The sequence below is a fragment of the Streptomyces sp. NPDC058751 genome (assembly GCF_042746485.1).
In the GTDB taxonomy this organism is placed as follows: Bacteria; Actinomycetota; Actinomycetes; order Streptomycetales; family Streptomycetaceae; genus Streptomyces.
Window position 1 is genome coordinate 39,328 of record NZ_JBHYPZ010000030.1, and the last position, 26,003, is coordinate 65,330.

The window sequence follows — 26,003 nt, forward strand, 5'->3', positions numbered from 1 at the left end:
GCGGGCGCCGGGGGAACCGGTGGCTCCCCCGGCGTCGTGATCAGAGAGCCCGACCGGCCACCGGCGGTCTGGCGGTGTCCTGGGCGGTTCCCCCGCGCCGGGCCAGGGCGGACAGGGACAGGGCGCCGGGTCCGAAGAAGACCAGGAGCAGGAAGCCCCAGCAGAACAGCGCGGGCGACAGGCCGCCGTTCTGCAGGGGGAAGAGGCCGTCCTTCTGGTGCTCGGTGAAGTAGGCGAAGGCCATGGCCCCCGAGCTGAGGAACGCGGCGCCGCGCGTCACGACCCCCAGGAGTATGAGGACGCCGCAGACCAGCTCGATGACCCCGGCGTACCAGAACGGCCAGTCGCCCACGGGGCTGCTCTCCCGCCCCAGTATCCCGAAGAGCGTGGCGGCGCCCTCGCTGGCGAAGAGCAGGCCGAGGACGATGCGGAACAGACCGAGGACGAGGGGCTGGTGACTCGACAGCCTGCCGCTCAGGCGTGCGTCGCTCATGGGTGCGTACTCCTTGGATCGGCCGGGCGCGTGCCCGGCTGGTATGAGGGACCGCGCATTGTACGAGGGCCCGTCCCTCCCCCTTTACGTATGCGCGGGACCGTCGGTTCAGCGCGATGGCCCGGCGCCCACCGCCCCGGCCGGGCCGGTCCGCGTGTCACGTCGACCGGATCAGCCGGGCCCGCACTCCGTAGTGGTCGGACAGGTAGGCCCGGCGGCCGTCGTCCAGGGTCACCTCGTCCTGGAACACCAGGTCGGCGCCGCCGGTCAGCGTCTCCCCGGCCGCGGCCCGGACCAGTACGTGGTCCAGGGCCGGCGGCGAGGGCCACCGGGGGGTGGGCCGGTAGGTCGGACGCGTGTCGCCCGCGAGGACGTCGCGCAGCCCCGCCGCGGCGAGGAAGGCGTCGAACGGGGCAGAGCCGCGCGGGAGGTTCAGGTCACCGACCACGGCGACGGGCAGGGACGGGCCGACGCCCGCGACGAGTTCGGTGAGCCGGGCCAGCTCGGCCTCCGCGATCCGCGTGTACCGGTTCGCGGGTGACCAGTCGTCATCGCGGTTGGCCGACAGATGGGTGTTCACGACCACCAGTTCCCCGTCCGGGGTGGCGACGGACGCCACCTGGGCGCCCTTGCGCATGAAGAACTCGCCGCGCACCGGACCCGTCATCGGGTACCGCACGAACCGCGACCGGCTGATCGGCCACCGGGACAGCAGCACCAGGCCGCCCTTGAGCAGGACCGTGCCCGAGCAGGCGAAGTGCCGGTACGAGGGAGCGGCACGGCGGATCAGCCGGACGTTGCGGCGGAACATGACCTCCTGCAGACAGACGATGTCGTGGTCGGACCGCTCGAGCGCCGCGCCGAGGGCACGCAGCCGGGCCGGGACGTCGCCGGTGAAGAGGGTGTTCATGGTCAGCAGTCGCAGGGCCTTCACGAACTCGCCGCCTTCCGTCCGGTGGTCTGTCGGGTCGTACGGGAGCCGATCAGGACGTTGATCGTACTGTCACCCATACAGCCGGGGGACTTGAAGCCGGGGGCGGACACCGCCGCGAGAGGGGCGGTCGCGTACGGCCCCGGCCCGCGACGATGCCGTACGCGCCCTCGGCGGCCTCGCTCCGCAGGACACGACCGCCGCTTCGCCCGGCGTTCCGCGCGTCCGATCGGATGACCGGCCGGTGCGGCGCGCGGGGTGAAGCCGGGCGCGGACCTAGCCTTTCGCACGTCCGGGTCCCCTCCACTCTGTCCCGGATCTCCCCGCACGGGTCCGGAAGGAGTGAGAATGGCGCTTTCGTCCGGCACTCGTGGCCTCCCTCGGGTCCTGCTCGCTCTGTCCCTGTCGGCGGCCCTGCTGGCCGGCTGCGACAGCGGGGGCGGCGGGCCGGTGACACTCAACTGGTACAACTTCCCCGATGATTCCGGTGCGCTGGCCAGTGCCGCCGACGCCTGCTCCAAGCAGTCCGGCGGGCGCTACCGCATCAGTTACAACAAACTGCCCCGCACCGCGGACGGCCAGCGCCAGCAACTGGTGCGCCGGCTGGCCGCCAAGGACGACACGGTCGACATCATCGGACTGGACGTCACCTGGCCCGCCGAGTTCGCGGAGGCCAAATGGATCCTGCCGTGGACCGGGAAGAACCGCGCCGCGGCCGTCCGGGACACCCTGGAGGTCCCGCTGCAGACGGCCACGTGGAAGGGCCGTCTGTACGCCGTCCCGTACAACACGAACACCCAGCTGCTCTGGTACCGCAAGGACCTGGTCCCGACGCCGCCCGGGACCTGGGCCGAGATGATCCTGATGGCCGAACGCCTGGCCAAGCAGGGCAAGCCGCACTACGTGGAGATCCAGGGCGCGCAGTACGAAGGGCTCACGGTCTGGTTCAACACGCTGGTGGAGAGCGCCGGCGGCTCCATCCTCAACGCGACCGCCACGGCTCCCAGGCTGGGCCCGCCCGCCGTGCGCGCGGCCACCGTCATGAAGACGCTGGCCACCTCGGCCGCGGCCGACCCGTCCCTGTCCAACCAGATGGAGGACCAGAACCGGCTGGCCATGGAGTCCGGCAGTGCGGCCTTCGAGATCAACTACCCCTTCGTGTATCCCTCGATGAAGGCCAACAACCCCGAACTCTTCAAGCAGTTCCGGTGGGCGCCCTACCCGGGGGTCGAGAAGGGAAAGCCGGCCAAGCCCACCATCGGCGGCATCGACCTGGCCGTCGGCGCCTACTCCCGTCACTCCGCGTCCGCCTTCGAGGCGGCCCTGTGCCTGCGGAACCGGGAGAACCAGTTGACCGCGGCACTCAAAGGCGGACTGCCGCCCACGCTGCGCCCGCTCTACTCGGATCCCGCACTGGTCAAGGACTACCCCTTCGCCTCCACCGTTCTGGCGGCCCTGGAGAACGCCAGCATCCGGCCCAAGACCCCCGCCTACCAGAACGTGTCCATCGCGATCTCGCACACCCTGTCGCCGCCGAACGGGATCGACCCGAGACCGGACGTGCAGGAGATCGGTGACCAGATCGAGGACGCCCTCGCCTCGAAGGGGCTGATCCCGTGACCCAGTCGGCTCCGACCACCCCTCAGGACGCACCGGCGCCCAAGGACGGCCGCGCGCTGTCCGAAGGAGCCCGCCAAGAGCGCCGGCTGGGCTGGCTGCTCTGCGCGCCCGCCGTGATCGTCATGCTCGCCGTCACCGCCTACCCCATCGTCTACGCGGTCTACCTCTCGCTCCAGCGGTACGACCTGCGCTTCCCGCAGCAGGCGGAATTCGTCGGCCTCAGCAACTACGGCGCCGTCCTGTCCTCCGAGTTCTGGTGGCAGGCCCTGTGGGTGACGGTGTTCATCACCGTGGTCTCCGTGGCCGTCGAACTCGTCCTCGGGTTCGCCCTGGCGCTGGTCATGCACCGCACCATCTTCGGCCGCGGGACGGTCCGCACCGCCATCCTGGTCCCGTACGGCATCGTCACCGTGGTCGCCGCCTACTCCTGGCAGTACGCCTGGACCCCGGACACCGGCTACCTGGCCGCCCTCCTGCCCTCCGGTGACGCGCCCCTGACCGAACACTGGCCGGCCATCGGCCTGATCATCCTGGCCGAGGTGTGGAAGACCACCCCCTTCATGGCCCTGCTGCTGCTCGCCGGTCTCGCCCTGGTGCCGGAGGAGACGCTGCGCGCGGCCCAGGTGGACGGCGCCGGAGCCTGGCAGCGCTTCTTCCTGGTGACCGTGCCCCTGATGAAGCCGGCCATCCTGGTCGCCCTGCTCTTCCGGACCCTGGACGCCTTCCGGATCTTCGACAACATCTACATCCTGACGTCCGGCGCGCACGACACCGGCTCGGTGTCCATCCTGGGATATGACAACCTCTTCACCGCGCTCAACCTCGGCATCGGCTCGGCGATCTCCGTCCTGATCTTCCTGTGCGTGGCGCTGATCGCCTTCGCCTTCATCAAACTCTTCGGGGCGGCCGCCCCCGGTGCCCAGGAAGGGGGACGCTGATGTCCGCCACCGGACGACGAACGTCGGCATGGACCGTGATCAACATCCTGGTGATCGCCTACGCGCTCTTCCCGGTCTGGTGGATCATCGCCCTGTCCTTCAAGGACCCCAGCACCCTCACCGACGGCAACTTCGTCCCGACCAAGTGGACGTGGGAGAACTACCGGGGGATCTTCCAGACCTCCGAGTTCACCCGCGCGCTGATCAACTCCATCGGCATCGCCCTCATCGCCACGGTGATCGCGGTCGTGCTGGGCACCATGGCGGCCTACGCCGTCGCCCGGCTCCGGTTCCCCGGCAAGAGCCTGCTGATCGGGATGTCCCTGCTGATCGCCATGTTCCCGCCGATCTCGCTGGTCTCGCCGTTGTTCAACATCGAGCGGATCATCGGCATCTTCGACACCTGGACCGGTCTGATCATCCCGTACATGACCTTCTCCCTGCCGCTCGCCATCTACACCCTGTCCGCCTTCTTCCGGGAGATCCCCTGGGACCTGGAGAAGGCGGCCAAGGTGGACGGGGCCACCCCGGCGCAGGCGTTCCGGCTGGTGATCGCCCCGCTCGCGGCGCCGGGGGTGTTCACCACGGCGATCCTGGTGTTCATCTTCTGCTGGAACGACTTCCTCTTCGCGATCTCGCTGACCTCGACCTCGGCGGCCCGGACCGTGCCGGCGGCCATCGCCTTCTTCACCGGGAGCAGCCAGTTCGCCCAGCCCACCGGTTCGATCGCCGCCGCCGCCGTGGTGATCACCATCCCCATCATCGTCTTCGTGCTGCTCTTCCAGCGGCGCATCGTGGCCGGGCTCACCTCCGGGGCCGTCAAGGGCTGACCGGCGGCAGCCGTTCGTCAGGACAAGAAGGACCGACCGTGGCAGAGATCGTTCTCGAAGGCATCACCAAGCGCTACCCCGATGGTGCGGTGGCGGTGAAGGACGTCGACCTCCGTGTCGCCGACGGCGAGTTCATCATCCTCGTCGGGCCCTCCGGCTGCGGCAAGTCCACCACCCTCAACATGATCGCCGGGCTGGAGGACATCACCGAGGGAAACCTCCTGATCGACGGACAGGTCGTCAACGACAGGACTCCGAAGGACCGTGACATCGCCATGGTCTTCCAGAGCTACGCCCTCTACCCGCACATGAGCGTGCGCGACAACATGGGTTTCGCGCTACGGCTGGCCAAGGTGGACAAGGCGACCATCCGTGAGAAGGTCGAGGAGGCCGCCCGCATCCTCGACCTGACGGAGCACCTGGAACGCAAGCCCGCCAACCTCTCCGGAGGCCAGCGCCAGCGCGTGGCCATGGGGCGGGCCATCGTGCGCGACCCCAAGGCGTTCCTGATGGACGAACCGCTCTCCAACCTGGACGCGAAGCTCCGCGTCCAGATGCGCACCCAGATCTCCCGCCTCCAGCAACGCCTGGGCAGCACCACGGTCTACGTCACCCACGACCAGACCGAGGCCATGACGCTGGGCGACCGGGTGGTGGTGATGCGCGGCGGGGTCGTGCAGCAGGTCGGAACCCCGCAACACCTGTACGAGCAGCCGAAGAACCTCTTCGTCGCCGGGTTCATCGGTTCGCCCGCGATGAACTTCCTGCACGCCACCGTGGAGGGCGGCCGCCTGCGCACGTCGGTGGGCGACCTCGACCTCGGCGACCGGCTGCGCCGCGCCCTCGAACGGCAGGACGCCCCCAGGGACCTGATCGTGGGGTTGCGCCCGGAGGCCTTCGAGGACGCCTCCCTGGTGGACCCGGGAAGGATCGGATCGGGTACGGCCTTCAGCGTGGACGTCGACGTGGTCGAATCCCTGGGATCCGACGTGTACGCGTACTTCACCGGGGACGAGTGGCAGCCCACCGCCACCTCCGAACTCGCCGAGCTCGCGGCCGACTCGGGGATCACCGACACCGGTGCGGGCGGACACCAGATCGTGACCCGTCTCGACGCCTCCACGCGGGTGCGCGAGGGCGGCCGGGCCGAACTCTGGGTGGACACCACCAAGATGCACGTCTTCGACCCGGCCTCCGGGACCAACCTGACGCCGGCCGGCGAGCCCGCCGGCTGACCCCTCGGAGCCGGCCGCGCCGACGCCCGTACCGCCCCCGGCACCGGGGTCGGGTCGGGGTCGGTAGCGGCGGGGCCGGGCCCTGTCGGTGGGATCGGCTACCTTCTTCCCGACCGCCGCGCACCCGGAAGACAGGAGGCCCGGACGTGACGTTCACGCCCTGGTTCACCGCCCTCGGCACCATCGACCGCGTTCCCTTCGCCGAGGCCGCCGACCGGTACGCCGCGTACGCCCCGGACGGGCTCGCCGACACCAACAGCGACTGTTTCGGCGGCGACCTGGAAGAGGTCCTCGTCCACCGCGGTACGGTCCACCACGACGGCGACCTGGTCATCGGGTCGGAGACCCATCAGCCCATCTGCCACGGCGGCGACTGCGGCGTCCACGTCGTGGACGGTGATCTCACGGTCGACGGGACGCTCGTCTTCACCGAGTGGGACCAGACCAACGTTCTGGTGGTCACGGGAGACGTGCGGTCGCGCGGCCTGCTGATCGAGGACGAGGCGCACCTGTACGTCGGGGGCTCCCTGCGGGTCGAGGGGCTGCTGGTCTCGGGGCTCTCCCACGGCGGGATGCTGGCCGTCGCGGGAGACACGACCGCCTCGGCGTGCCTGTGCGCCGGGCCCGTGCACGAGCCGATGGTCCTCTTCGGCACTCCCCCGGCGCATCCGCGCGACCCCGGCCGCCCGGTCGACCTCACCGGCGCGGACCAGGCCGGGCTCGTCCTGCCGGAGTTCCTCGACGCGTCGGGGCACTGGGCCGACCGTGCCAAGGTCCGCGCGGCTCTGCTGGAGGGCCGGTCGGTGCTGAGGACGTCCGGAGGGTGAGCGGACCCTCCGGGTGTCACCGGGCGGGCCGGCCTGACGGCTTTCGCGCGCGATCTCGTCGACGGACCGGCCGACGGCCTCCGGGAGCCCTCAGACGGTGGAGCGGGCACCCGGGAGCGCTTCTCCGAAGCCGATCTCGGTCATGGCGAACGCGTCGCCGCCCTCGGGGGTTCCGGGCACGCCGCCGGTGTCCTGAGCGTAGGCGCGCGAGCCGGTCGCGGTGAGACCGGCGGCCGATCCGCGCAGCAGTGTCGCCTGTCCGGCGCCCTCGACCGGTCCCAGGGACTCCCAGGGAGCGCCGACCACGACGTCGGCGTACTTGTCGGTGTCGCCGACGACGACTCCGCGGTTGGTGCCGAGGCCGTTGACGAAGTTCCGTGCGGTCGGGGTGCCGCCTCGGGCGACGGCTCGTCGTTGTAGAGGCGTCCGGGGATGGTGACCCGTCGGCCTTCCACCTCGACCGAGAAGGGGGCGACGAGCGACCCGAACCGGGAAGTGGGCATGACCTCCAGCACTGCCCGGACATCATCCGCGAGCTCGGCCGGGAACGCCGCGATCAACGGGGCGTTGCTGTCGGAGGAAGACGGCGGCACGAGCTGATCATAGGCGCAGGGCCCTTCGCCCCAGGGCGGGAACCCCCTTGTCCCCGGCGGGCCGTGCCGCCGAGCCCAGGAAGACACCGGTCGGCGCAAATTCGAAGACTTCAGAAAGAAATCGGAATATTCCGCAGGTGGTGGCTGAAAAGCGGAATATTGATTCGGGCGAACTCCCTGGATCCGATCGTGTTCCGCTCCCCTGGGCGGCTTTTCACGGAACGCCGTAGACCACGCGGACCACGAGGACCGGGGAATCCAAAGCACCCCGCGTTCCGGCCGGTAAGCGGACACGGGTGTTCCAGGCGGTGTTCCGTGCCGCGCCCGGGAAGACAGGAATTCGTACATGCCACATCGATGCAGTCCACGCCTCGGGCAACGTCCGCCGGAGCTCTCCGCGCCGGCCCCGTGCGAGGCGGGTCTCACGCCGGGGGGTGCGTGATGCCGCGGGTACCCGGCAGGACCGGCAACCAGAAAGAGTTCCGGGACGACCTGACGAGGCTGCGCGACGAACTCGGTCTCTCGCTCGCCCAGCTCGAGCAGGCCGGCGGACGACTGGGCAAACGGCTTCCGCCGGCCACCGTCTCCGGTGTGCTGGGGCGGGACGGACTGCCGGAGTGGGAGTTCGTCGCCGACTTCCTGACCGCCTGCGGGCTGAACGAGACGGAACGCGTCCCTTGGCGGCAGGTCTGGCAGAAACTGGCCGCGCCGCCCCAGGACAGAGAGGGCGGCATCCCGGCCCCGCCGCCTCCGCCGGTCTCTTCCCCGCCGAAGAGCGCGGACGGCCGGGGGTGGAGCAAGGTCCGCGCCGCACTGCTGCGCCACCGTACGGCCGTGGCCATCACCACCGCGCTCGCGCTGACGGTCTCCGTCTGCGCGTACGCGGTGGCCGTGCACACCCCGAAGGACCGGCCGGGCGCGCGGGCGGGCAAGAACCGGGCACCGGCGGACCGGAAGGGCAAGGAGTTCAGGAAGAAGCACTGCGGGACCCCGAACCCGGCGCTGACGACCGTGGTCGGCGGGGAGTGCACGGGGGTGACCGACGGCGGCGACGGCCCCGGCGTGTTCGGTTCCGCCCTCGCCCCCGCGCTGAGCGCCATCGGCGAGGAGAACGCCGACGCGACCCGCGGCGGCCGGTACGTCACCGTCGCCTTCCTGGCACCGCTGACCTCGGTGGGCAAGAGCAAGGACCTGACGCTGGACCAGTTCGTCGGGGAGGTCGAGGGCGCCTACACCGCCGTGGAGCGCGCCAACGAGGGCGACAGCCCGCTGAAGATCCGTCTGGTCCTGGCCAACATGGGCAGCGGGGAACTGCACTGGAAGGACACCGTCGAGGCACTGAAGGACGACAAGAGCCTGGTCGCCGTCACGGGCATGGGGCTCAGCCAGCAGGAGTCCGTCGACGCAGCCCGCGCGCTGAGCAGGCAGGACCTCCCCATGGTCGCCGACCTCATCACCGCCGACGGGTTCGACACCACCGGCTCCATCGACAGCCAGGGACGTACCCCCGAGCCCATCAACGGACTGGTCCGCGTCACCCTGACCAACGCGGCCCAGCTCGAAGCACTCGGTGAGGAACTCGCCGACGACACGCGCACCGCGGCACTGGTGCGCACGGCCGTGACGCCCAACGGCTCCACCGACTTCTACACCAACTCCCTCTACCAGGACTTCCGCACCGTCAAGGGGCTGAAGAAGCACCTCGACCCCGACGCGGACTTCTCCTTCGACCCCCGCGGCGGAGCGGACTCCATCCTGGACAGCATCGGCCAGAACATCTGCAACGCGGGACATCCCATCGACACCGTGTACTTCGCCGCCCGGGAGAAGTACCTGCCCGACTTCCTCCAGGCCCTCAGCCGGCGCGGCTGCCACCGGCAGCACATCACCGTCGTCGCCGGATCCGACACGGCGGCCCTGGACCCGAAAACCCTCAGCGGGCTGAACCAGCAGGGCGAGGCACCCATCACCGTGCTCTACGCCTCCCTGCCCGGCGCCGCCGCACTGCGCGCCCGCGGCAACAGCGACCACGAGCTGTACACCGAGTTCACCGAGGCCTTCGCCGCCGACCACCACGGACAGAGGTTCCCCGCCGATCACGCCACCCGCGGCCACTGGCCCGTCCTCGGCCACGACGCCGTCCTGACCGCCGCCACCGCCATCCGCAAGGCCACCACCCCCGCCACTCCCCTGCCCAACCGCTACGCCGTCCGCGACCACCTCTACGCCCTCGCCAACCACGCCGTCCCGGCCGCCACCGGCCGCTTCGGCATCGACCCCACCGGAAACCGCACCCCCGTCCCCACCACCGTCCACCGCCTCGGCGCCACCCCCTGACCCCGCCCGCACACGTCGACAGGCCCGGCGGGGCCGGATGCCCGGCGCATCCGGCCCCGCCGGGCCCAGCAGCTCTTCCCCTCCTCTCCTCCCCTTCGGTACGGGACGAATCCCCCATCGCACCGGGGCGACCCAGCGGCCTGCGCGATCACCTGCACCCGAAATGAACTGTGCCGATGCCGTACGGATGATCTAAGGTCGCGCTGTTCTTCAGGGAGGGGACGACGCGTGCTGCGGGGGAAACGGTGGGCTGTGCTGTGCGTGGCCACCGTGTTGATGCTGGCGGGGTGCGGGCACCAGCCGGCCGAGGTCACATTCGCGTTCGAGAACGCGGAGCAGCTGCCGGAGAAGCTCGGGAAGGACGGCACCACCATCCTGGTGGGTGATCCGGACGCAAACGTGACCGTGCACCTGTACGAGGATCCGCGCTGCCCGGTCTGCAAGGAGTTCGAAACCACCGGCGGTTCCCCGCAGTTGCGGCAAGCGATGCTCGCCCGGCGGGCGACGGCCGAGTACACCCTGGCCTCCTTCCTGGACGACCGGCTCGGCGGCAGCGGCTCGAAGAAGGCGGTCAACGCGCTGCGGGCGGCACTGGAGAAGGGCAGGTTCGTGGAGTACCACGAAGTGCTCTACGCCAACCAGCCCGAGGAGAGCCTCGACGAGTTCACGGATGCCCGTCTGCTGGAACTGGCCGACCAGGTGCAGGGGTTGCGCGGTCCGGAGTTCGACGCGGCCGTCAAGACCATGAAATACCGCTCCTTCGTCACCGCCTCCGAGAAGGCGTACGAGCGGGCCGGGGGCGCGAAGGACCCCCAAGGACCGGGAACGCCCACCGCCGTGATCAACGACAGGCGGATCCCGGACGAATACAACGGCCTGCTCTTCGACGGCGGCACCTTCGCCGAACTGCTGCGGGGGATCCACGACAGTCCCTGGGAGTGGGAACAGACCGCTCTGTGAACCACGTCCAGTGCCGCGTCGGTCAAGGCCGGCCGCGGTCCTCGGCGAGTGACAGCGGCCGTCCCTGCCCCGGTACGGCTAGCCGTCGATGTCGAGCACCGTGCCGTACAGCCGGTCCACCTTCATCCGGATGACCACCCGGCGCTCGGCGACCAGTTCTTCCAGGAACGCGGATTCGTCCTCGGGCCTCCCGGCCTTCGGGATCATCCCGAGCAGTTCCCGCCCGACCGCGTCCCCGGGAACAGTCGTGCTCTCGGAGACCACGGCCTCGCCCTCGGCGACGGCGAACGACCACACGTCGCCGCCCTGGACGTGCAGTGCCGCGTGTGGATCGTGCCGCAGGTGCTGGACCTTGACCCGGTCGGCCGTGGTCGAGAACCGCAGGATGCGGGCTTCGGGGTCCCAGCTGTACACCATGGTCGTCAGATGGGGGTGGCCACTGCGCTTGACGGTGGCGAGCGTGCCGAACTGCTGCCTGCCGAGCAGTTCGGACAGGGCTTCGTCGGACAGGGGGCGGGGCGCGGGTCGTTGAGTCATGAAGGGATCAACCACCCAACCCCTCCGGTAATTTCGGCTGGGGTCGCACGGCCGTCCCGGGCGGCGTCGGCTTCGTCACGCTCGAGGACGGCCCGAGTCTGCGGAGCGACCGGTTCGGTACCCCCGACCGGGCCCGTGACCGGGTGCGCGGCAGACTCGATCCCGTCGTCACCGCGGCGGTCCTGCCGGCGACGACGGACATCGGCGAGGTGGTCTCGCGCAACGTGACGCTCCCTGACACGCGTGGGACCGACTCGAGCGACAGTACGCAGGACAGTACGCAAAAGGGCGACGAGGGCAGGATTCGAACCTACGTCCACCCGGGATCAGAGCCGGGCGCTCCTCCACAGAGCTTCCTCGTCGCCACAACGATCATGGCCGGAGCCGCCGTTCCGGGCAACCCGTTTTCCCGGGGACCCGGGAAAACGGGGCTTCGGGGCACTGGGGAACGCTGTCACGGCCGCTCGGCGGTCACAGCCACTCGCTCGCCGCCGCGCGCTTGCCGTTGCCGGAGAACACTCCCGCCGACCGGAGGGCACTGGCCATGAGAGGGTCCGCCACGGCGACGCCATGGACGAGTTCGGGCGTCCGGCGGAAGGCGACGGCCTCGGCGGCCGGCCGGGGAGCGGTCCAGGCGCCGGCGACGGGATCCCTCCGGTACCGGGCGCAGACCGCCTCGACCAGCGAACGCGGGCATTCCCTCTCTCCCCGGAGCACTTCCCAGGGCAACGGCAGCTCTGCCCAGATGTAGGTGTCGGGGTGCAGCCCGCCACCGCTCATACGGTGCCAGTACGCCACGTCGGCGGCCATCAGGCGGGGGACCTTGCCCGGGCAGAACTGGTCCAGGATCCGTTCCTGGCCCAGTTCGAACAGGATCGCGAACCAGTGCGCCCGGGCGGTGTTCCACGCCTGCGCGGCCTGGTTCCACGTCGAGGAGTCGTCGCCGCGGCGCACGATCATCGTCTCGCGCTCCAGGGGGTGCCGGTTCCACGCGTCCTCCAGCAGGTCGGCGACCTGGCGCAGGAAGGCGTTCCATCGGACCAGCAGTCGCGTGAGGTCCTGGTCAGGGACCTCGGCCAGCACCTCCGGGGTGGGATGCACGTGCGCGAGGGCGGTCCAGCAGGTCCGCTCGGGCCGCGCGCGCAGGCGCTGGAACAGCGCCTCGGCGACCTCGTCGTAAGCCTGGCGCTGGCGGCCGTTGGTGAAGACGCTGCGCATGTGGCCCCGCGCCGTGATGTACGCGATGAAGGCCGCCGTGTCCGGGTCCGCGGCGAAGAGGTCGTACGGCAGCTCGTGCGCGAGCGCGCCCTTGCCCGTCATCGTCACCTCGCGGCGCTGCTGTTCGTGGATCAGCCGCGCCAGTTTGGCCTCCATGCGGCGCAGGAGACGGAAGCGCTTGTTGTACTGGCGTTTGGAGACCTCGCCGAGGCCGGCGGCTTCTCGCCCGGCCCGGTCGAGACGGTCCAGACCGAAGTCGTTCCGGCCGTACGCACGGCCTATGGACTCGCCCGCGCGCCGGATCGCCGCCTCGATCCGCTCCGGGTCGTCGCCCGCGCCGTCCGCAAGCTCTGGCATGTCCGTGAACAGACTTGCCATGCGGGTCAGTTGACGCTGTGCGCCGACCGGGCGGGCGAAGTCCTCCCGCATGGAGGTGTAGCCGTGCCAGAGGTTGCGCAGCGAGTGTTCGGCGGCCTTGGCGAGTGCGGCCTCGGTGGCCTCGTCGAGTTCGGCGCCCTGCGCCGCGTACAGGTCCTGGACGATCCGGGCCACGTCCTCCGGACGCTTGCGCAGGGCGAGCGAGGCGTGCAGTTCCCGCAGGAGTTCTTCGACGGTGGGCGACGGCATGGGCCTCACCTTGTCATTTCCCCGCCGAGCGCCCAACCGGATATTCACGGGCGCGGCGAGGGGGACGAGGGACACCCCACCGTGCCCGGCCGGCGCAGCCGACCGCTGCGGCGATGTCCGCCCGGCACGTCATGGCACCAGCACGCGTCCGGGCATCCGGGATCTCGTCAGCGACGCGGACGACGGCCGGTGTTCCCCAGCAGCCCGGCCTGCTCGCTCTTCAACTGTGTGAACCGGTCGCGGGTGTACTCCCGCAGTCCTCGGCCCGGGAACGGCACGACCGACAGATGTTCCGTGAAGTCGCCCTGCGACCAGCGCGCGGCGGTGATCTCGTAGCCGGAGACGTGCGCGCACAGCTGCAGCAACGCCTCGGGCATCTCCTCCTCGACGAGCAGGTCCGCCCTGGTGACCACTACGTCCCGCATCGCCCGGATGTTGGGGATGAACACGCTCGTGGCCCATGTGCGCCACTGGGCGAGTTCCTCCTCGGTCGGCGGTACGTCGTGGTCGAACGGGTCCCGGCCGTCCTCGCGGGCGTACATGGCCGAGAAGGTGTCGTAGACCCGGCTGTTGGACTCCATCAGCGCGAACAGGGGGCCGTAGAAGTCGTTCAACTGTGCGTTGACCCGGCTCAGTCGGGCCTGCCGTTGATTGAGACGCAGGCCGTTGGCATACGTCGCCAGGTAGCCGAGGAACGCCAGCCCGACGGTGAAGATCATGGTGAGCATGGGAGGTGATGGTAAGGCGCTTTCCTCACCTCGGCATGTGAACACCTCTTTCCGCAAAGGCATGTTGCCCTGCTCGTCCGGGACACCCACCCGCACCCCGCCGTTCCGGGCCGTCGTCACGACGGCTCGACGAAGGGCAACAGGACCCCGGGACACGCCGAGGCCCGGCACGCGGTGCGGCCGGTCCCGGTGCCGGGTGCCGGTCAGCGGCGGCGGAAGAGGCAGATCAGCGCCGTACGTTCGCCGGACAGCGCCTTGCCCTCGGCCGCCGTCATGGTGTCGAGGGCCCAGCCCTGCCGTTCGACGGCCTCGATCTGCTCGCCGACGCCGCGCATGATGCCGGTGTTGCGTGAGCCGGCGTTCGCTTCGATGATCTTGAAGACGATGACGGAGCGGCCTTCCGCATGGGCGTCGGCGGCCTGGCGCTCGGCCTCGTTCGCCTTGGCCTGGTTGATGAATCCCATGATCCCCCCGCGGCGGTGTGATGCGATGTGGATCAGTGTGACCGCACGACGCCCAGGCCGCGAGCGGTTTGACGAGATCAGGACAGTTCGCACGAACGTCGTGCCGCGAGAGGGGTGCGGCGTCCCGCGACGGCGCGAAACCGCCGCCCATCCCTCACCCCCACCCCTTGCCCCGTCTATCGATATTCGATAGATTCCCATCGCAATTCGATGGAAGGGTGGGTCATGGGAAAGCTGGCAGTGCGTGCGCTTCGTGCCGTACTCGTGGTGGTGCTCACCGGCACCGTGTGCGTACAGGCAGGAATGGTGTGGGTGTTGGTCACCGGGAACGACCCGGAGGACGGGTCGCTCCCGCTGACCCCGCTGCGCGTGATCACGATCCTGGGCATGGCGTCGGCCCAGGTAGCCCTGGTCTGCGTATGGCGGCTGGTGACGATGGTGCGACGCGGAACGGTGTTCTCCCACGCCGCCTTCCGGTACGTGGACGGCGTGATCGGCGCGATCGTGGCGGCCGCCCTGTTGTGGTTCGCGGTCACGGCCATCAACGCGCCGGGCCAGCGGGACGACCCGGGCGTCACCGTCATCATGGGCGGGGTCGGCGTGGCCATTCTGGGGGTCGCGCTCATCGTGCTCGTGCTGCGGATGCTGCTCGCCCAGGCCGTCGCGCGCGACGGCGAAGCGGCGCAGATGCAGGCCGAGTTGGACGAGGTGATCTGATGCCCATCGTCGTCGACATCGACGTGATGCTGGCCAGGCGGAAGATGTCCGTGGGCGAGCTCGCGGACCATGTGGGGATCACGCCCGCCAACCTGGCGGTGCTCAAGAACGGCCGCGCCAAGGCCGTGCGCTTCACGACGCTTGCCGCGCTCTGCGAGGTGCTCGAATGCCAGCCGGGCGACCTGCTGCGTTGGGAGGCCGAGGATGCCACGGGCGGATGACGTGCCCCGGGGCGGGCGTGAAGACGCCTGGCACCACCGGCCCGCGACACGACACGTGGACCGCTTGGACGTGGATCGCCGACCACCCGCAGCACCGTCCTGACCCCGTTGGGCAGATTCCGGTCGACCTGCACGGCACCGTTCCTGTCGATGATCGTCGCCGTGGTCGCTTGACGCCTTGGTCCGTGACGACCTGCCGGTTCGACGGGGTTCCGGGAACGGTGCTCGGGCTCCGCCTCCGCAGGCGCTATGCCGCGAGTGCGGCAGGCTCGCCGAGGTGCGCGGCCGCCGTCCTCCACGCGCTGGTCACCGCGGTACGGGCCCGCGCCGTGCGTACGGCGCTGTCACCGGTCAGAACGAGCGGGGCGCCCACGTGGACGTGCAGGTCGGGCCGGCGCAGCGGCGCGGTGACGAGGCCCGCGATCTGTTTGATCGCGCCGCCCGAGGTGACACGGCGGGCGCCGGCCTGGCCGACGGGCACGACAGGGGCGCCGGTGCGCTCGGCCAGGCGGGCCAGGCCGGTGCGGAAGTCGCCGGGGGCCGCCTCCGCGGCGTCCTTGCGACGGGGCAGGCCGCCTTCGGCGTAGATGAGGACCAGCCGTCCCTGCCGCAGGGCCCGTTCCGCGAGGTCGAGTGCGCCGGCGGCTCGCCGGTCGCCCCGGTGGACGGGGATGTGCCCTTCGCGGGTGAGGGACCGGCCGAGCAGCGGGATGTGCCACAGGCCCGCGGTGGCCATGACGACCGGTGTGACGCCGAGGCGGTACAGGGCGGCGACCACGACGGCGGGGTCGGCCAGGGACGTGTGGTTCGCGGCGATGATGCTGCCCGGCGCGAGCTCCGCGCCGGGGTCGCAGGTCACGGACAGCCGTCCGACGGCGGATACCAGGGTGCTGGCGGTACGGCTGAGCATGGGCGGGCTCCCGGCCTCGACGATGACGATCTCCATCGTCGGTGCCGGTCGCGGCCGGGACATGAGCTGTCGTACTCATCTTCCCGTCGTCCGCTCTCGCCGCGCTCCGGCACCGGCCGGCATGGCCTCGCCGGAACACGTGCGCTTCACGGAAGGTCTCGGCGGAAGGTGCGGCGGTACGTCTGAGGGGTGACGCCGACGGTGGCGTGCAGGTGCTGGCGCAGGGAGACTCCGGTACCGAACCCGGCACGGTCGGCGACGAGGTCGACGGGCCAGTCGGTGGTCTCCAGGTAGTGGCGCGCCATGTCGACGCGCTGGCGGATCAGCCACCGTCGGGGGGTGGTGCCGGTCTCCTCGCGGAAGCGGCGTGTGAAGGTGCGCACGCTCATGTTCGCGTGGGCGGCCAGGTCGGCCAGGGTGAGGGATTCGGCCAGGCGTTCCACCGCCCATGCCCGGGTGGGGGCGGTGCCGGTGTCCGTCGGGTCGGGAACGGGGCGCTGGATGTACTGGGCCTGTCCGCCCTCCCGCCAGGGCGGCACCACGCAGGAGCGGGCGACGTCGTTGGCGGTCCGGCTGCCGTGGTCGCGCCGGACGAGGTGCAGACACAGGTCGATCCCGGCGGCGACGCCGGCGGAGGTGAAGACGTCGCCGTCGTCGACGAACAGTACGTCCGGGTCGACGCGGACGGTGGTGAACATCCGCTGCAGGCGCTCCGCCTCGCGCCAGTGCGTGGTGGCGGGGCGGTGGTCGAGGAGCCCCGCGGCGGCCAGGACGTACGTGGCGGTGCAGATGCCCACGATCCGGGTGCCGGGGCGGATGGCGGCCAGGGCGTCGCGCAGTTCGGCGGGCAGACGGCCCTCCTCCCGGACGGGGCCGAGAGAGTGGGAGGGCGGGATGACGACGGTGTCGACGTCGGCCAGTAAGGAGGCGTCGTGGGCGACGGTGAGGCCGTAGTCGGCCTCGGCCCGGACCGGACCGCCGTCGAGGCTGCACGTGGTCACGGTGTAGAGCGGGTTGCCCGCCCGGTCACGGGCGGCGCCGAAGATGCGGGCGGGGATGCCGAGTTCGAAAGGGACGACGCCGTCCAGTGCCAGAACGCCAACGCGGTGCATGGCCGGATCCTTTCAGGCCGTGGCCATCGGGCCACTACTGGGGGCTGTCGGGCTTCGGCAGTCTGAGGACGTGCCCGGGAGGACCGGCACGAACGGACCCGTCGAACACCCCGGAAAGAGAACACCCCATGTCTCGTACCACCACCCCCACCATGCGTGCCGTCCTCCAGGACACCGCCGGGGGCCCCGAAGTCCTGAAGGCCGTCGAGACCGGGCGCCCGGAACCGGGCCGGGGCGAGATCCTGGTCCGGGTGCACGCGGCGGGAGTGAACCCGGCCGACTGGAAGATCCGGGAGCGGGGGGTGTTCGCCGACGGTACGCCGCTTCCCTTCGTCCTGGGATTCGACGTCTCGGGGGTGGTCGAGGGGACCGGCGACGGTGTGACCCTCTTCCGGCCGGGCGACGAGGTGTTCGGGATGCCACGCTTCCCCCACCCGGCCGGCGCCTACGCCGAGTACGTCACCGCCCCCGCCCGCCACTTCGCCGCCCGCCCCCAGGGGCTGAGCCACCACGAGTCGGGCGCCCTGCCCCTGGCCGCGCTCACCGCCTGGCAGGCCCTCGTCGACACCGCCGGCGTCCGGCCGGGCCGGCGCGTCCTCGTCCACGCCGCCGCGGGCGGTGTCGGTCACCTGGCCGTGCAGATCGCCAAGGCCCGCGGAGCCCATGTGATCGGCACCGCCGGCGCCGCCAAGCACGACCTGCTGCGCTCCCTGGGCGCGGACGAGCTGATCGACTACCGCACCGAGGACTTCGCCGAGGCCGTCCGTGACGTCGACGTGGTCCTGGAGACCGTCGGCGGCGCCAACTGGGCCCGCTCGCTGCGCACGTTGCGTCCGGGGGGAAACCTGGTGTCGGTACTTCCGCCGGACGACACGTTCCCCTACGAGGAGGCCGGGGCGGCCGGGGTGCGGGCGGGGTTCATGCTCGTCGAGCCCGACCGGCAGGGCCTGCGCGAGATCACCGAGCTGGTCGAGGACGGCCGCCTGCGGGTGGTCGTCGACGCGGTCTTCCCGCTCGAGGAGGCCGCGGCCGCCCACGCTCGGGGCGAGACCGGCCGTACCACCGGGAAGATCGTCCTCTCCGTCACGCCGTGACCCGCCGCCCTCGCCTTCCCTCCGTCACGCCGGGGGCGACCGTGCCGCTGTTCCCGGACGCGTTTGAGAGCGGGACTCGATTCGGCGAAGCTGGGGCACTCGGGAGGCGAACGCCGCGCAGCGGACTTGCTGCCAGCCGGCGGGAAGCGGCCTATGGGCAAGGGGACGAGAGATGACAGTGCCGGAGCAGACGGAGCCCGACCGGAGAGTCGCCCCGGACGCATGTGCCGCCGCGCTGGCCGAGGCGCTGGAAGCCATCAGGGCCGGAGCGTACGTCGTCGACGAGCAGGGGCGCATCATCGCGGTCAACGCCAGCGCCGAGGACCTGCTGGCGCGGTCCGCCGGTGATCTGCTCGGCCATGACGCGCACGACCTGCTGCACGGGGACGTCCACGGCCAGCCCCTGCCGAGGACCCGGTGCCGCATGCGGCAGGCTTTCCACGCCGGCCGCATCGCCCAGGCGGAGAAGGACCACTTCGTCCGCGGGGACGGTTCCGTACTGCCGATCTCCTGGATGATCGCCCCCTACGACATCGGCGGCGGGGCCGGCGGCACGCTGGTGGTCTTCACCGTCTCCGACCGAGGGCCGGACACGGGTCCGCGGCCGGAGGCGGTGACCGGGCCGCTGCCGGAGCTGGAACGGCTAGCGCTCCTGGCGGAGACCACCACGCGGCTGACCTCCACCCTGGACGTCGAGGAGGCGCTGCGCCGGCTGGTGGCCCTGGTGGTGCCGCGCCTGGCGGACTGGGCCGTCATCGACCTGATCACCGAGCGCGACGAGGTGTGGCGCAAGGCCGTCGTCCACGCCGAGGGCGACACCCTGGTGTACCACGAGGAACTCCAGGGCCCGATGCCGCCGATCCCGGAGGAGTCCCCGATGCCGCTGTCCCGGGCGCTGCGCGGAGTGGCCTCCACTCTGGCCGGACCCGAGACCTACCGGCGGGAGCCGGATTCCGGTATCGCGGTGGAACAGCGCAACCTGTTCGACGCCACCGGCATCCGCTCGGCGGCCATCGCGCCCATCCGCAGCGCCCGCGAGGTCCTCGGCGCCCTCACCCTGGGCCGCGCCGGGCATCCGGGAGACTTCGCCCCCGCCGATCTGCCCCTGATCGAGGACATCACCCGCCGTGCGGGCCTCGCCCTGGACAACGCCCGTCTCTACCAGCGCCAGCGCAAGGTCGCCGAGACCATGCAGAACCACCTGCTGCCCCAGATGCCGCGGGTGCCGGGACTGGAGATGACCGTCCGCTACCTGCCCGCACCCGACGCCTCGCAGGTCGGCGGCGACTGGTACGACGCCTTCCCGCTGTCCGACGGCGCCACCGCCCTCGCCGTCGGTGACGTCGTCGGACACGACCTGGAGGCCGCGGCGGGCATGGCGCAGGTCCGCAACATGCTGCGTGCCTACGCCTGGTCCCAGACGGAGCCCCCCAGCCGGATCGTCGAACGGCTCGACGAGGCGATCCGGCACATCACCGACGTCACCATGGCCACCGTGATCCTCGCCCGCCTCGAGGAGGCGGACGACGGCTGGTGGAAACTGTCCTGGAGCAACGCGGGCCACCCGCCGCCCCTGCTGATCAGTCACGACGGCCTGGCCGACTACCTCACCGACGGCCACGGCATCCTCCTGGGCGTCGGAGCGGGCCCCCGCCCCGACGCGACCGCCCCGCTGCCGCCCGGATCCACCCTCGTGCTCTACACCGACGGCCTCATCGAAGAACTCGGCCACAGCCTCGACGAGGGCCTGGAGCGGCTGCGCCGGCACGCCGCCGCCCTCGCCCACCGCCCCCTGGCCTCCTTCACCGACCAGCTGCTGCGCCGGGTCCGGCCCGCCGACAACGACGACGACGTCGCCCTCCTCGCCCTGCGGACCCCGGTGGTACGCGGGTGACCGCCCCCGGCGGCCGTGCGGCCGCGTCCGGCGGTCGAGGGCCGCGCTCGGTCATGACACGGCAGCCAGCCAGACGGTCACGGCCGCGGCGGCGAGGAGCCCGGCGTTGAGGGTGATCCGGCGGTCCTCGCCGGTCAGGTGGACGGCGATCGCACCGGTCTGCAGGAGGACGAAGCCGATGGCCGCGGCCGGCGCCGGCCAGGGGGCGATGCCGGTCAGCGGGGGCAGGACCAGGCCGGCCGCGCCGAGTATTTCGAGCGTTCCCAGCGCCCTGAGGGCGGGCAGGGGCACGCGGTCGACCCAGGCCATCATCGGCCGGAGCCGATCGCGGCCGCGGGTCGCCTTCAGCGCGCCTGCGTAGAGGTAGAAGAGGGCGAGCGGTCCCGCGACGATCCAGTAGGCGGTGTTCATGGTTCCCGTTCGTTCCGTCCGTCGGCTTCGGGCGAGGCGGCCTGCGGTTCGCCGCCCTTCGCCTCTTCGGTCATGGTCACGAGTTCACCGCCGACACCCCGTGGCTGTCCAAGACCCATCTCACGGCACCGATACCCGATGGGTATCGTTGCAGGGTGGAGCTACGGACCTTGCGCTACTTCGTGGCGGTCGCCGAGGAACTCCACTTCGGCCGGGCCGCCACCCGACTGCACATGAGCCAGCCGCCGCTGAGCCGGGCGATCAAGCAGCTGGAGGCCGACGTCGGGGCCCCGCTGTTCACCCGCTCGCCCGCCGGGGTCACGCTCACCGCGGTGGGCGCGGTGCTGCTCGACGAGGCACGCGCCCTGCTCGGCCATGCCGACCGCGTCCGGGTACGTGTGAGCACGGCGGCCGGCCTCACGGCCGTCACCGTCGGCATCCTGGGCGACGGCACCGACCCGGGAGTGGCCAGGCTCGCCGCCGCCTACCGCCGGACCCACCCAGGCATCGACATCCGCGTCCGTGACACCGACCTGACCGACCCGACCTGCGGGCTGCGCGCCGGGCTGGTCGACGTCGCCCTGACCCGGGCGCCGTTCGACGAGACCGCCCTGACGGTACGTACGCTGCGGAGCGATCCGGTCGGCGTGGTCCTGCGCGCCGACGATCCGCTGGCCGGCCGCGACCGGCTGACGCCGGCCGAGCTGGACGACCGCCGCTGGTTCCAGTTCCCCCAGGGCACCGACCCCCTGTGGCAGTCGTACTGGAACGGCGGCAGGCCACGCGAGGGGCCGGTGGTGCGCTCCGTCCAGGAATGCCTGCAGGCCGTCCTGTGGAACGGCACGATCGGCCTGGCCCCGCTCGGACACGACCTGCCCGCGGAGTTCGCCGTGGTACCGCTGACCGGCATGGCACCGAGCCGGGTGGTGGCGGCGTGGAACGAGGGCGACACCAACCCGTTGCTCCGGTCGTTCGTCGAGATCGCGACAACCGCGTACCGCCACCGAGGGCCGTGACCGGGGCGCCGCCCGGCCGAACGGTGAACGTCCGCCACACCCTTCAGCGGTCCTTGTCGTGCCAGGTCATCGCCTTCGCGGTGAAAGCCCGCCAAGAACCGCGCCCCACGGACGACGCGTCCCTGTGGCCGTGCCCCGGGTAACGTCCCGGACAGTGCGTGGACGGTACCGGGCGGGGTACCTGGCGAGAACGTGGGAGCGGGCTGAGATGGGTCATTCACCTGAGGACACCGGGGGCGGGCACGTGGGGATGCCGTCGCCGATGGAGGCTTCGCTCGCGCTGGACGTCGACGGCTCCCGCATCTCGCAGGCCCGGCGGCTCGCGGCGTCCTTCCTCACCACGATGCGCGACACCCACGGCGTCCCGGTGGCGGACCCGGCGGTGGAGATCGTCCAGCTGATCGTGAGCGAGCTGGTCACCAACGCCCGCAAGTACGCCCCCGGTCCGGCCCTCCTGCGCCTGCGGATCACCGGCAACGCGCTGCGGATCGAACTGTGGGACAGCAACCCCGTGCCGCCCGCCGTGAGGGCCCCGGACCCCAGGCGGATCGGACAGCACGGCCTGGAGATCGTCACCGCGCTCGCCCGGAACGTCACGACCGAGGCGACAGCGGCCGGCAAACGCGTCATCGCCACCGTAGCCCTCGACGGGGCGTAGCGGCTCCGGACCGGACCGGGGCCGCTGCGCGTACGGCCGCCGCGCTCGTCCGCTTCCCCGGCCGGTCCCGGCCCCCGTGACGCTCCGGGGCCGGGACCGGCCGGGTGGAGTGGCCCGGCCGTCAGCCGTTGGTCGTGGTGGTGATGTCGATGATGCGGTCGTACCGCTCCAGCAGCACGAAGAGCTTGGTCTTCTGCGTGGTCTCCCCGCTGCCGTAGGTCAGGGTGACGACGACCTCGTGACCCATGCCCACGGCACCGTTGTCGGCCACCGTCCACTTGGCCGGGACGTTCTGGGCGCGCAGGATGCCGTCGACCCCGTTCTGCTCCTCCCAGGCCGCCAGCCGCTCGGCGAAGTCGGCGTTCAGGTAGTGCCTGCGCAGCGCCGTGGCCAGCGCACCGTCCGGGTCCTCGTAGTCGCCCTTGGCGTCGATGTACGCGCCGTAGAAGTCGGCGACCCGGGTCACCGCCTGGCCGGTCGTGCCGCTGACCGACTTCGGCGCGGCGGCGGAGACCTTCGCCGGGACCGAGACGGCGGCCTGTGCCGCCCCTTGCGTCGACACACCGACCCCGACGGCCAGGACGAGGCCGGCTGCGAGGGCCGCGATACGGCCCGAACGACGGTGTGCGCGAGTGTTCCTGCTCATGGATGTCTTCCCTACGTCTGGTTCTGGTCCGTGTACGGCTGCTCCGGGGCGCTGTCGGCTCTCGGGCCGAACGCGCCCGGCGACGCGGCACCGCCCCGTCCGCGTCCGGTCCGAGGACAGGCCGAGGCGTTCCGGTGCGCGGGCCCGGGGCGGGCGTCGCCGTCGCACCGGCCGGGGCACTCCCAGCCCCGGCCGGTGCGGTGTCCAGAGCTTCCAGGACGCCGGGGACGGGCGACAACGGTTACCGCCCCACTCGCAACGGTGGGATCGTCCCACCCTTGTTGACCAGCAGGAACGGACGATCCTGGGATGCCTTCCCGGGATGCGGAGCCGGTGCGGTGCGGCAGTTCGGTGGTGCGGGACGGGTCGGCCGGATCAGGCAATGGCGGCGGCGCCGCAGAAGGGCGGCCGCCATCGGCGGCTCGCCGGGGCGGTCGGCCCCTCAGGGGCCGATCCGGGCGGCGCGGAGGTCACCCCGATGCGTGTGTCGGGTCGCTGGACAGCGTTGCGCGATGGGCTTCGTCATGAATGAGGAGCGAGAGGAGCGAGGCCACCGTCAGGCCCTGACCCGCTTCGGTCGGATGACGCAGGATCTTGGCCGGGTCGATCTGGTAGGTGTTGCCGCGCCCCTGGCGGATGTGCGAGAGGTAACCGGCCTGCTCCAGATCCGCGATGATCTTCTGCACCGCCCGTTCGGTCAGCCGGCAGCGGGCGGCGATATCGCGAACGCGTGCGCTCTGGTTGTCCGCGATGGCCGCGAGGACACGAGCGTGGTTCGTCAGGAACGTCCATCCGTTGTGTGGTTCGGGTACCCCATCCATACCCCGAGTCTACTGAGCAGACATACGCGCATCCAAAAACACGTACCAGCGTTCACGTATCGGTTGACGTATGTTGTCTTTCTGGGGGAACGTTGGAGTGGACCACGCGAACGCATGTGGGAGTGAGCCGTGCAGCAACCTTCGTACCGGGGCCGACCCCTCCCAGCGCCGGATCTCCGCCGCCCCGGCGGAGGCGACGCTGTGGAGTCGCTTCCCCCCGGCCGGGCATCCATGTCATTCGCCCCGGCCGGCGACCCGGTCCTGGTGGCGGTCCACGGTGAACTCGACCTCGTCTCGGGCGGCCGGGTCCGGGACCGGCTGCGTGAAGCCCTCGCCGCTTCGTCCGGCGGTCTCGAGCTGGACCTGAGCGGGCTCGGCTTCTGCGACTGCGCCGGCCTGAACGTACTGATGGAACTCCGGCACCAGGCCGTGATCCAGGGCAAGACCGTCACCATCCAGGACTCCAGCCCCGCGATCGACAGACTGCTCGACCTCGTGGGGGCCCAGGAGCTGTTCTCGGCTCCGCGGCCGCGGTGCGCGAAACCGCGTCGCCGTGGGCCCGTCACCGTGCCCTCGCCGCCGGGAACACCACCCGGCGTCGGCGCACCGCACGCCCGATCCCTGACACCGTGCGTGTCCGGGTCCGCTTGAGAGGAATCGGCCAAGCAGCAGGACCGGTCCGGCCGGAAAGCCGCATCGTCCCGGCCGGCAGAACGCCGGGCAGCCGTCGGTCCTCACGACGCCGGGCGCCGATCAGCACAGAACGCCACATCGTGTCCGTCGCCGAGGAGGTTGGGGAAGTCGCCGTGGAGAACGAAGAAGCGCACGGGCACCACCCGCTGGAGGTCACCACGGCCGCCCGCGACGGCATCGTCGTGGTGACCGTCTCCGGCGCGATCGACCGCGCCGGCGTCGCCCCCCTCGTCCAGGCCCTGGCTCCCGGCGGACCCCGCGTGGTCGTCGACATGGGGCAGGTGTCCTTCATGGACTCCAGCGGTCTCAACGCCCTTCTCGCCGCGCACCGCGACCTCGTCCGAGCCGAGGGCTGGCTGCGACTGGCCGCCGTTCCCGCCTCCGTACGGCGCATTCTGCGGATCACCGGCGTCGAGGCCGTCATCCCCTCCTACCCCGGCCTCCGCGAAGCCCTCACGGCCTGACCCGGCGGCTACCGGCGGGCCCGGGAAGCCGTCGCCCGCAGTTCCCTCACCAAGGCGCGCACACCGGCGGTTCCGGCCAGTTCGGGGGTGGTGACACAGCCGACCCGGCGTGTCGGGCGGTCGACGCCGAGATCGGTGATCCCGACCGAGTCCCCCGCCCCGGTCAGGGAGAGGGCTGGCATGATCGCCATTCCGTGCCCCGCGCTCACCAGGGAGAGCACCGCTCCGTCGTCCTCGGCCTCGACGGTCGCCCTGGGGATCCAGTCCTGCCCCGCCCACCAGTCACGGGTGTACGAGCCGCAGTTCTCGGCCCAGTCGACCAGCGGCAGCGAGCGCGGAGCGGTGTGGCCCGCCGGGTGCACCAGGGCGTACGGCTCTTCGAGGAGTTCGCTCGCGACCAGGCCCGGTGGCAGCGGCGCGGAGCCGCCCAGCGTGGCGATGGCCATGTCGGCCTTCCCGTCGGCCACTTCACCCGCCGTGCCGCGTCCCACCTCTCGTACGATCCGCACCCGGGGCTCGATACCGGGATGCCGGGCGCGCAGCCGCTCGAGGACGGGTGGCAGCAGGTGGAGGGCCGCGCTGCGGAAGGCCGCTATCCGCAACGGCCCCCGTACCGCGTCGGACCGGGCCGCGCCGCGCGCCTCGGCGGTCAGGACGTCCAGCAGGCGCAGGACGCGGCGGGCGTGCGCCACGGCCTTGTCCCCGGCGGGTGTGGGACGGGCACCGGTGCGGCCGCGGTCGAAGAGTACGGCCCCGATCTTGCGCTCGCTGCCGCGCACCGAGTGGGAGACGGCGGACTGGGTCAGGCCGAGTGCCTCGGCCGCGGCCGAGAACGCTCCGGCGTCCGCGACCGCCACCAGGACGCGCAGCTCCTGCGGGACGAGGTCGGAGTCGGTCCTGCGGGCCACGGGGCGCTCACCTCACGGTATGAGAACTGCTCATGGAACGGTGTGTCGCATGAGCCCAACCGGCTGACCGGGCGGCGCATTCCCGCCTTACGGTCCGGGC

Annotated in this window: 28 protein-coding genes and 1 tRNA gene; 15 read left to right on the forward strand and 14 right to left on the reverse strand. The window is 71.3% G+C overall.

Features of this window, described 5'->3' with window-relative positions:
- Positions 1-40 precede the first annotated feature (40 nt).
- Both ACFW6B_RS26065 and ACFW6B_RS26070 read right to left on the reverse strand, forming a co-directional pair.
- Entirely contained in the window at positions 41-493 is a 453-nt protein-coding gene (locus ACFW6B_RS26065) for a DoxX family protein (protein ID WP_386599316.1), read from the reverse strand.
- 157 nt (positions 494-650) lie between these two features.
- Positions 651-1,427: an endonuclease/exonuclease/phosphatase family protein gene (locus ACFW6B_RS26070; protein WP_386599317.1), complete on the reverse strand. Its 777-nt coding sequence runs from the start codon at positions 1,425-1,427 to the stop codon at positions 651-653.
- Positions 1,428-1,772: 345 nt separating this feature from the next.
- Between ACFW6B_RS26070 and ACFW6B_RS26075 the strand changes: the two genes are divergently transcribed.
- From ACFW6B_RS26075 to ACFW6B_RS26095, 5 genes are all read left to right on the forward strand, one after another.
- On the forward strand, positions 1,773-3,044 hold the full coding sequence (locus ACFW6B_RS26075; RefSeq protein ID WP_386599319.1) for an ABC transporter substrate-binding protein: 1,272 nt from the start codon (positions 1,773-1,775) through the stop codon (positions 3,042-3,044).
- Positions 3,041-3,982 (forward strand): carbohydrate ABC transporter permease, encoded by a 942-nt coding sequence (locus ACFW6B_RS26080; RefSeq protein WP_386599321.1) that lies wholly within the window; start codon positions 3,041-3,043, stop codon positions 3,980-3,982. Before ACFW6B_RS26075 ends, ACFW6B_RS26080 begins: the two co-directional genes overlap by 4 nt.
- Positions 3,982-4,812 carry a carbohydrate ABC transporter permease gene (locus tag ACFW6B_RS26085; protein WP_386599323.1) on the forward strand — a complete coding sequence of 277 codons (831 nt, stop codon included), beginning with the start codon at positions 3,982-3,984 and terminating at the stop codon, positions 4,810-4,812. The genes ACFW6B_RS26080 and ACFW6B_RS26085 overlap by 1 nt, the downstream gene beginning before the upstream one ends.
- A gap of 38 nt (positions 4,813-4,850) precedes the next feature.
- Complete coding sequence (locus tag ACFW6B_RS26090; protein ID WP_386599326.1) at positions 4,851-6,047, forward strand: ABC transporter ATP-binding protein; 1,197 nt, start codon at positions 4,851-4,853, stop codon at positions 6,045-6,047.
- Positions 6,048-6,193: 146 nt separating this feature from the next.
- Positions 6,194-6,874 carry a hypothetical protein gene (locus ACFW6B_RS26095; protein ID WP_386599328.1) on the forward strand — a complete coding sequence of 227 codons (681 nt, stop codon included), beginning with the start codon at positions 6,194-6,196 and terminating at the stop codon, positions 6,872-6,874.
- 90 nt (positions 6,875-6,964) lie between these two features.
- On the opposite strand, the gene ACFW6B_RS26100 is transcribed toward ACFW6B_RS26095, so the two are convergent.
- The gene (locus ACFW6B_RS26100) at positions 6,965-7,180 is read right to left on the reverse strand and encodes a hypothetical protein (protein ID WP_386599331.1); all 216 of its coding nucleotides are present in this window, start codon (positions 7,178-7,180) and stop codon (positions 6,965-6,967) included.
- A gap of 728 nt (positions 7,181-7,908) precedes the next feature.
- Here ACFW6B_RS26100 and ACFW6B_RS26105 point away from each other — a divergent pair.
- Both ACFW6B_RS26105 and ACFW6B_RS26110 read left to right on the forward strand, forming a co-directional pair.
- Entirely contained in the window at positions 7,909-9,804 is a 1,896-nt protein-coding gene (locus ACFW6B_RS26105) for a hypothetical protein (protein ID WP_386599333.1), read from the forward strand.
- A gap of 261 nt (positions 9,805-10,065) precedes the next feature.
- Positions 10,066-10,764: a DsbA family protein gene (locus tag ACFW6B_RS26110; RefSeq protein WP_386599335.1), complete on the forward strand. Its 699-nt coding sequence runs from the start codon at positions 10,066-10,068 to the stop codon at positions 10,762-10,764.
- A gap of 78 nt (positions 10,765-10,842) precedes the next feature.
- Here the strand turns inward: ACFW6B_RS26110 and ACFW6B_RS26115 are convergent, their stop codons facing one another.
- The 5 genes from ACFW6B_RS26115 to ACFW6B_RS26135 form a co-directional block, all read right to left on the reverse strand.
- Complete coding sequence (locus tag ACFW6B_RS26115; RefSeq protein ID WP_386599337.1) at positions 10,843-11,301, reverse strand: pyridoxamine 5'-phosphate oxidase family protein; 459 nt, start codon at positions 11,299-11,301, stop codon at positions 10,843-10,845.
- 289 nt (positions 11,302-11,590) lie between these two features.
- Positions 11,591-11,663 (reverse strand) — tRNA-Gln (locus ACFW6B_RS26120).
- 109 nt (positions 11,664-11,772) lie between these two features.
- Entirely contained in the window at positions 11,773-13,146 is a 1,374-nt protein-coding gene (locus ACFW6B_RS26125) for a hypothetical protein (RefSeq protein ID WP_386599339.1), read from the reverse strand.
- A gap of 167 nt (positions 13,147-13,313) precedes the next feature.
- Complete coding sequence (locus ACFW6B_RS26130; protein WP_386599341.1) at positions 13,314-13,874, reverse strand: hypothetical protein; 561 nt, start codon at positions 13,872-13,874, stop codon at positions 13,314-13,316.
- A 203-nt stretch (positions 13,875-14,077) separates the two neighbouring features.
- Positions 14,078-14,338: a hypothetical protein gene (locus ACFW6B_RS26135; RefSeq protein ID WP_386599343.1), complete on the reverse strand. Its 261-nt coding sequence runs from the start codon at positions 14,336-14,338 to the stop codon at positions 14,078-14,080.
- A 225-nt stretch (positions 14,339-14,563) separates the two neighbouring features.
- On the opposite strand from ACFW6B_RS26135, the gene ACFW6B_RS26140 reads away from it, so the two are divergent.
- Together ACFW6B_RS26140 and ACFW6B_RS26145 are read left to right on the forward strand one after the other, a co-directional pair.
- The gene (locus ACFW6B_RS26140) at positions 14,564-15,055 is read left to right on the forward strand and encodes a DUF2975 domain-containing protein (protein ID WP_386599345.1); all 492 of its coding nucleotides are present in this window, start codon (positions 14,564-14,566) and stop codon (positions 15,053-15,055) included.
- A complete protein-coding gene (locus ACFW6B_RS26145; protein WP_386599347.1) occupies positions 15,055-15,276 on the forward strand; it encodes a helix-turn-helix domain-containing protein in 222 nt (73 codons plus the stop codon). The genes ACFW6B_RS26140 and ACFW6B_RS26145 overlap by 1 nt, the downstream gene beginning before the upstream one ends.
- 247 nt (positions 15,277-15,523) lie before the next feature.
- Here ACFW6B_RS26145 and ACFW6B_RS26150 read toward each other — a convergent pair whose 3' ends face one another.
- Both ACFW6B_RS26150 and ACFW6B_RS26155 read right to left on the reverse strand, forming a co-directional pair.
- Positions 15,524-16,186 carry a lysophospholipid acyltransferase family protein gene (locus ACFW6B_RS26150; RefSeq protein ID WP_386599471.1) on the reverse strand — a complete coding sequence of 221 codons (663 nt, stop codon included), beginning with the start codon at positions 16,184-16,186 and terminating at the stop codon, positions 15,524-15,526.
- Positions 16,187-16,332: 146 nt separating this feature from the next.
- The gene (locus ACFW6B_RS26155; protein WP_386599349.1) at positions 16,333-17,298 is read right to left on the reverse strand and encodes a GlxA family transcriptional regulator; all 966 of its coding nucleotides are present in this window, start codon (positions 17,296-17,298) and stop codon (positions 16,333-16,335) included.
- Positions 17,299-17,426: 128 nt separating this feature from the next.
- Between ACFW6B_RS26155 and ACFW6B_RS26160 the strand changes: the two genes are divergently transcribed.
- A complete protein-coding gene (locus ACFW6B_RS26160; protein ID WP_386599350.1) occupies positions 17,427-18,392 on the forward strand; it encodes an NADP-dependent oxidoreductase in 966 nt (321 codons plus the stop codon).
- Between the two features lie 172 nt (positions 18,393-18,564).
- Positions 18,565-20,286: a SpoIIE family protein phosphatase gene (locus ACFW6B_RS26165; protein ID WP_386599352.1), complete on the forward strand. Its 1,722-nt coding sequence runs from the start codon at positions 18,565-18,567 to the stop codon at positions 20,284-20,286.
- A 51-nt stretch (positions 20,287-20,337) separates the two neighbouring features.
- On the opposite strand, the gene ACFW6B_RS26170 is transcribed toward ACFW6B_RS26165, so the two are convergent.
- Positions 20,338-20,697: a DoxX family protein gene (locus ACFW6B_RS26170; RefSeq protein WP_386599354.1), complete on the reverse strand. Its 360-nt coding sequence runs from the start codon at positions 20,695-20,697 to the stop codon at positions 20,338-20,340.
- 155 nt (positions 20,698-20,852) lie between these two features.
- Between ACFW6B_RS26170 and ACFW6B_RS26175 the strand changes: the two genes are divergently transcribed.
- A complete protein-coding gene (locus ACFW6B_RS26175; protein ID WP_386599356.1) occupies positions 20,853-21,713 on the forward strand; it encodes a LysR substrate-binding domain-containing protein in 861 nt (286 codons plus the stop codon).
- Between the two features lie 262 nt (positions 21,714-21,975).
- Positions 21,976-22,371, forward strand: coding sequence for an ATP-binding protein (locus ACFW6B_RS26180; protein ID WP_386599358.1), 396 nt, complete (start codon positions 21,976-21,978; stop codon positions 22,369-22,371).
- A gap of 121 nt (positions 22,372-22,492) precedes the next feature.
- On the opposite strand, the gene ACFW6B_RS26185 is transcribed toward ACFW6B_RS26180, so the two are convergent.
- Positions 22,493-23,017 (reverse strand): hypothetical protein, encoded by a 525-nt coding sequence (locus tag ACFW6B_RS26185; protein WP_386599360.1) that lies wholly within the window; start codon positions 23,015-23,017, stop codon positions 22,493-22,495.
- Between the two features lie 470 nt (positions 23,018-23,487).
- A complete protein-coding gene (locus tag ACFW6B_RS26190; RefSeq protein WP_386599362.1) occupies positions 23,488-23,838 on the reverse strand; it encodes a helix-turn-helix transcriptional regulator in 351 nt (116 codons plus the stop codon).
- Positions 23,839-24,069: 231 nt separating this feature from the next.
- On the opposite strand from ACFW6B_RS26190, the gene ACFW6B_RS26195 reads away from it, so the two are divergent.
- Positions 24,070-24,489: an STAS domain-containing protein gene (locus ACFW6B_RS26195; protein WP_386599364.1), complete on the forward strand. Its 420-nt coding sequence runs from the start codon at positions 24,070-24,072 to the stop codon at positions 24,487-24,489.
- Positions 24,490-24,644: 155 nt separating this feature from the next.
- The gene (locus ACFW6B_RS26200; protein ID WP_386599367.1) at positions 24,645-24,995 is read left to right on the forward strand and encodes an STAS domain-containing protein; all 351 of its coding nucleotides are present in this window, start codon (positions 24,645-24,647) and stop codon (positions 24,993-24,995) included.
- An 8-nt stretch (positions 24,996-25,003) separates the two neighbouring features.
- Here the strand turns inward: ACFW6B_RS26200 and ACFW6B_RS26205 are convergent, their stop codons facing one another.
- Positions 25,004-25,903 carry a LysR family transcriptional regulator gene (locus ACFW6B_RS26205; protein ID WP_386599369.1) on the reverse strand — a complete coding sequence of 300 codons (900 nt, stop codon included), beginning with the start codon at positions 25,901-25,903 and terminating at the stop codon, positions 25,004-25,006.
- Positions 25,904-26,003 lie beyond the last annotated feature (100 nt).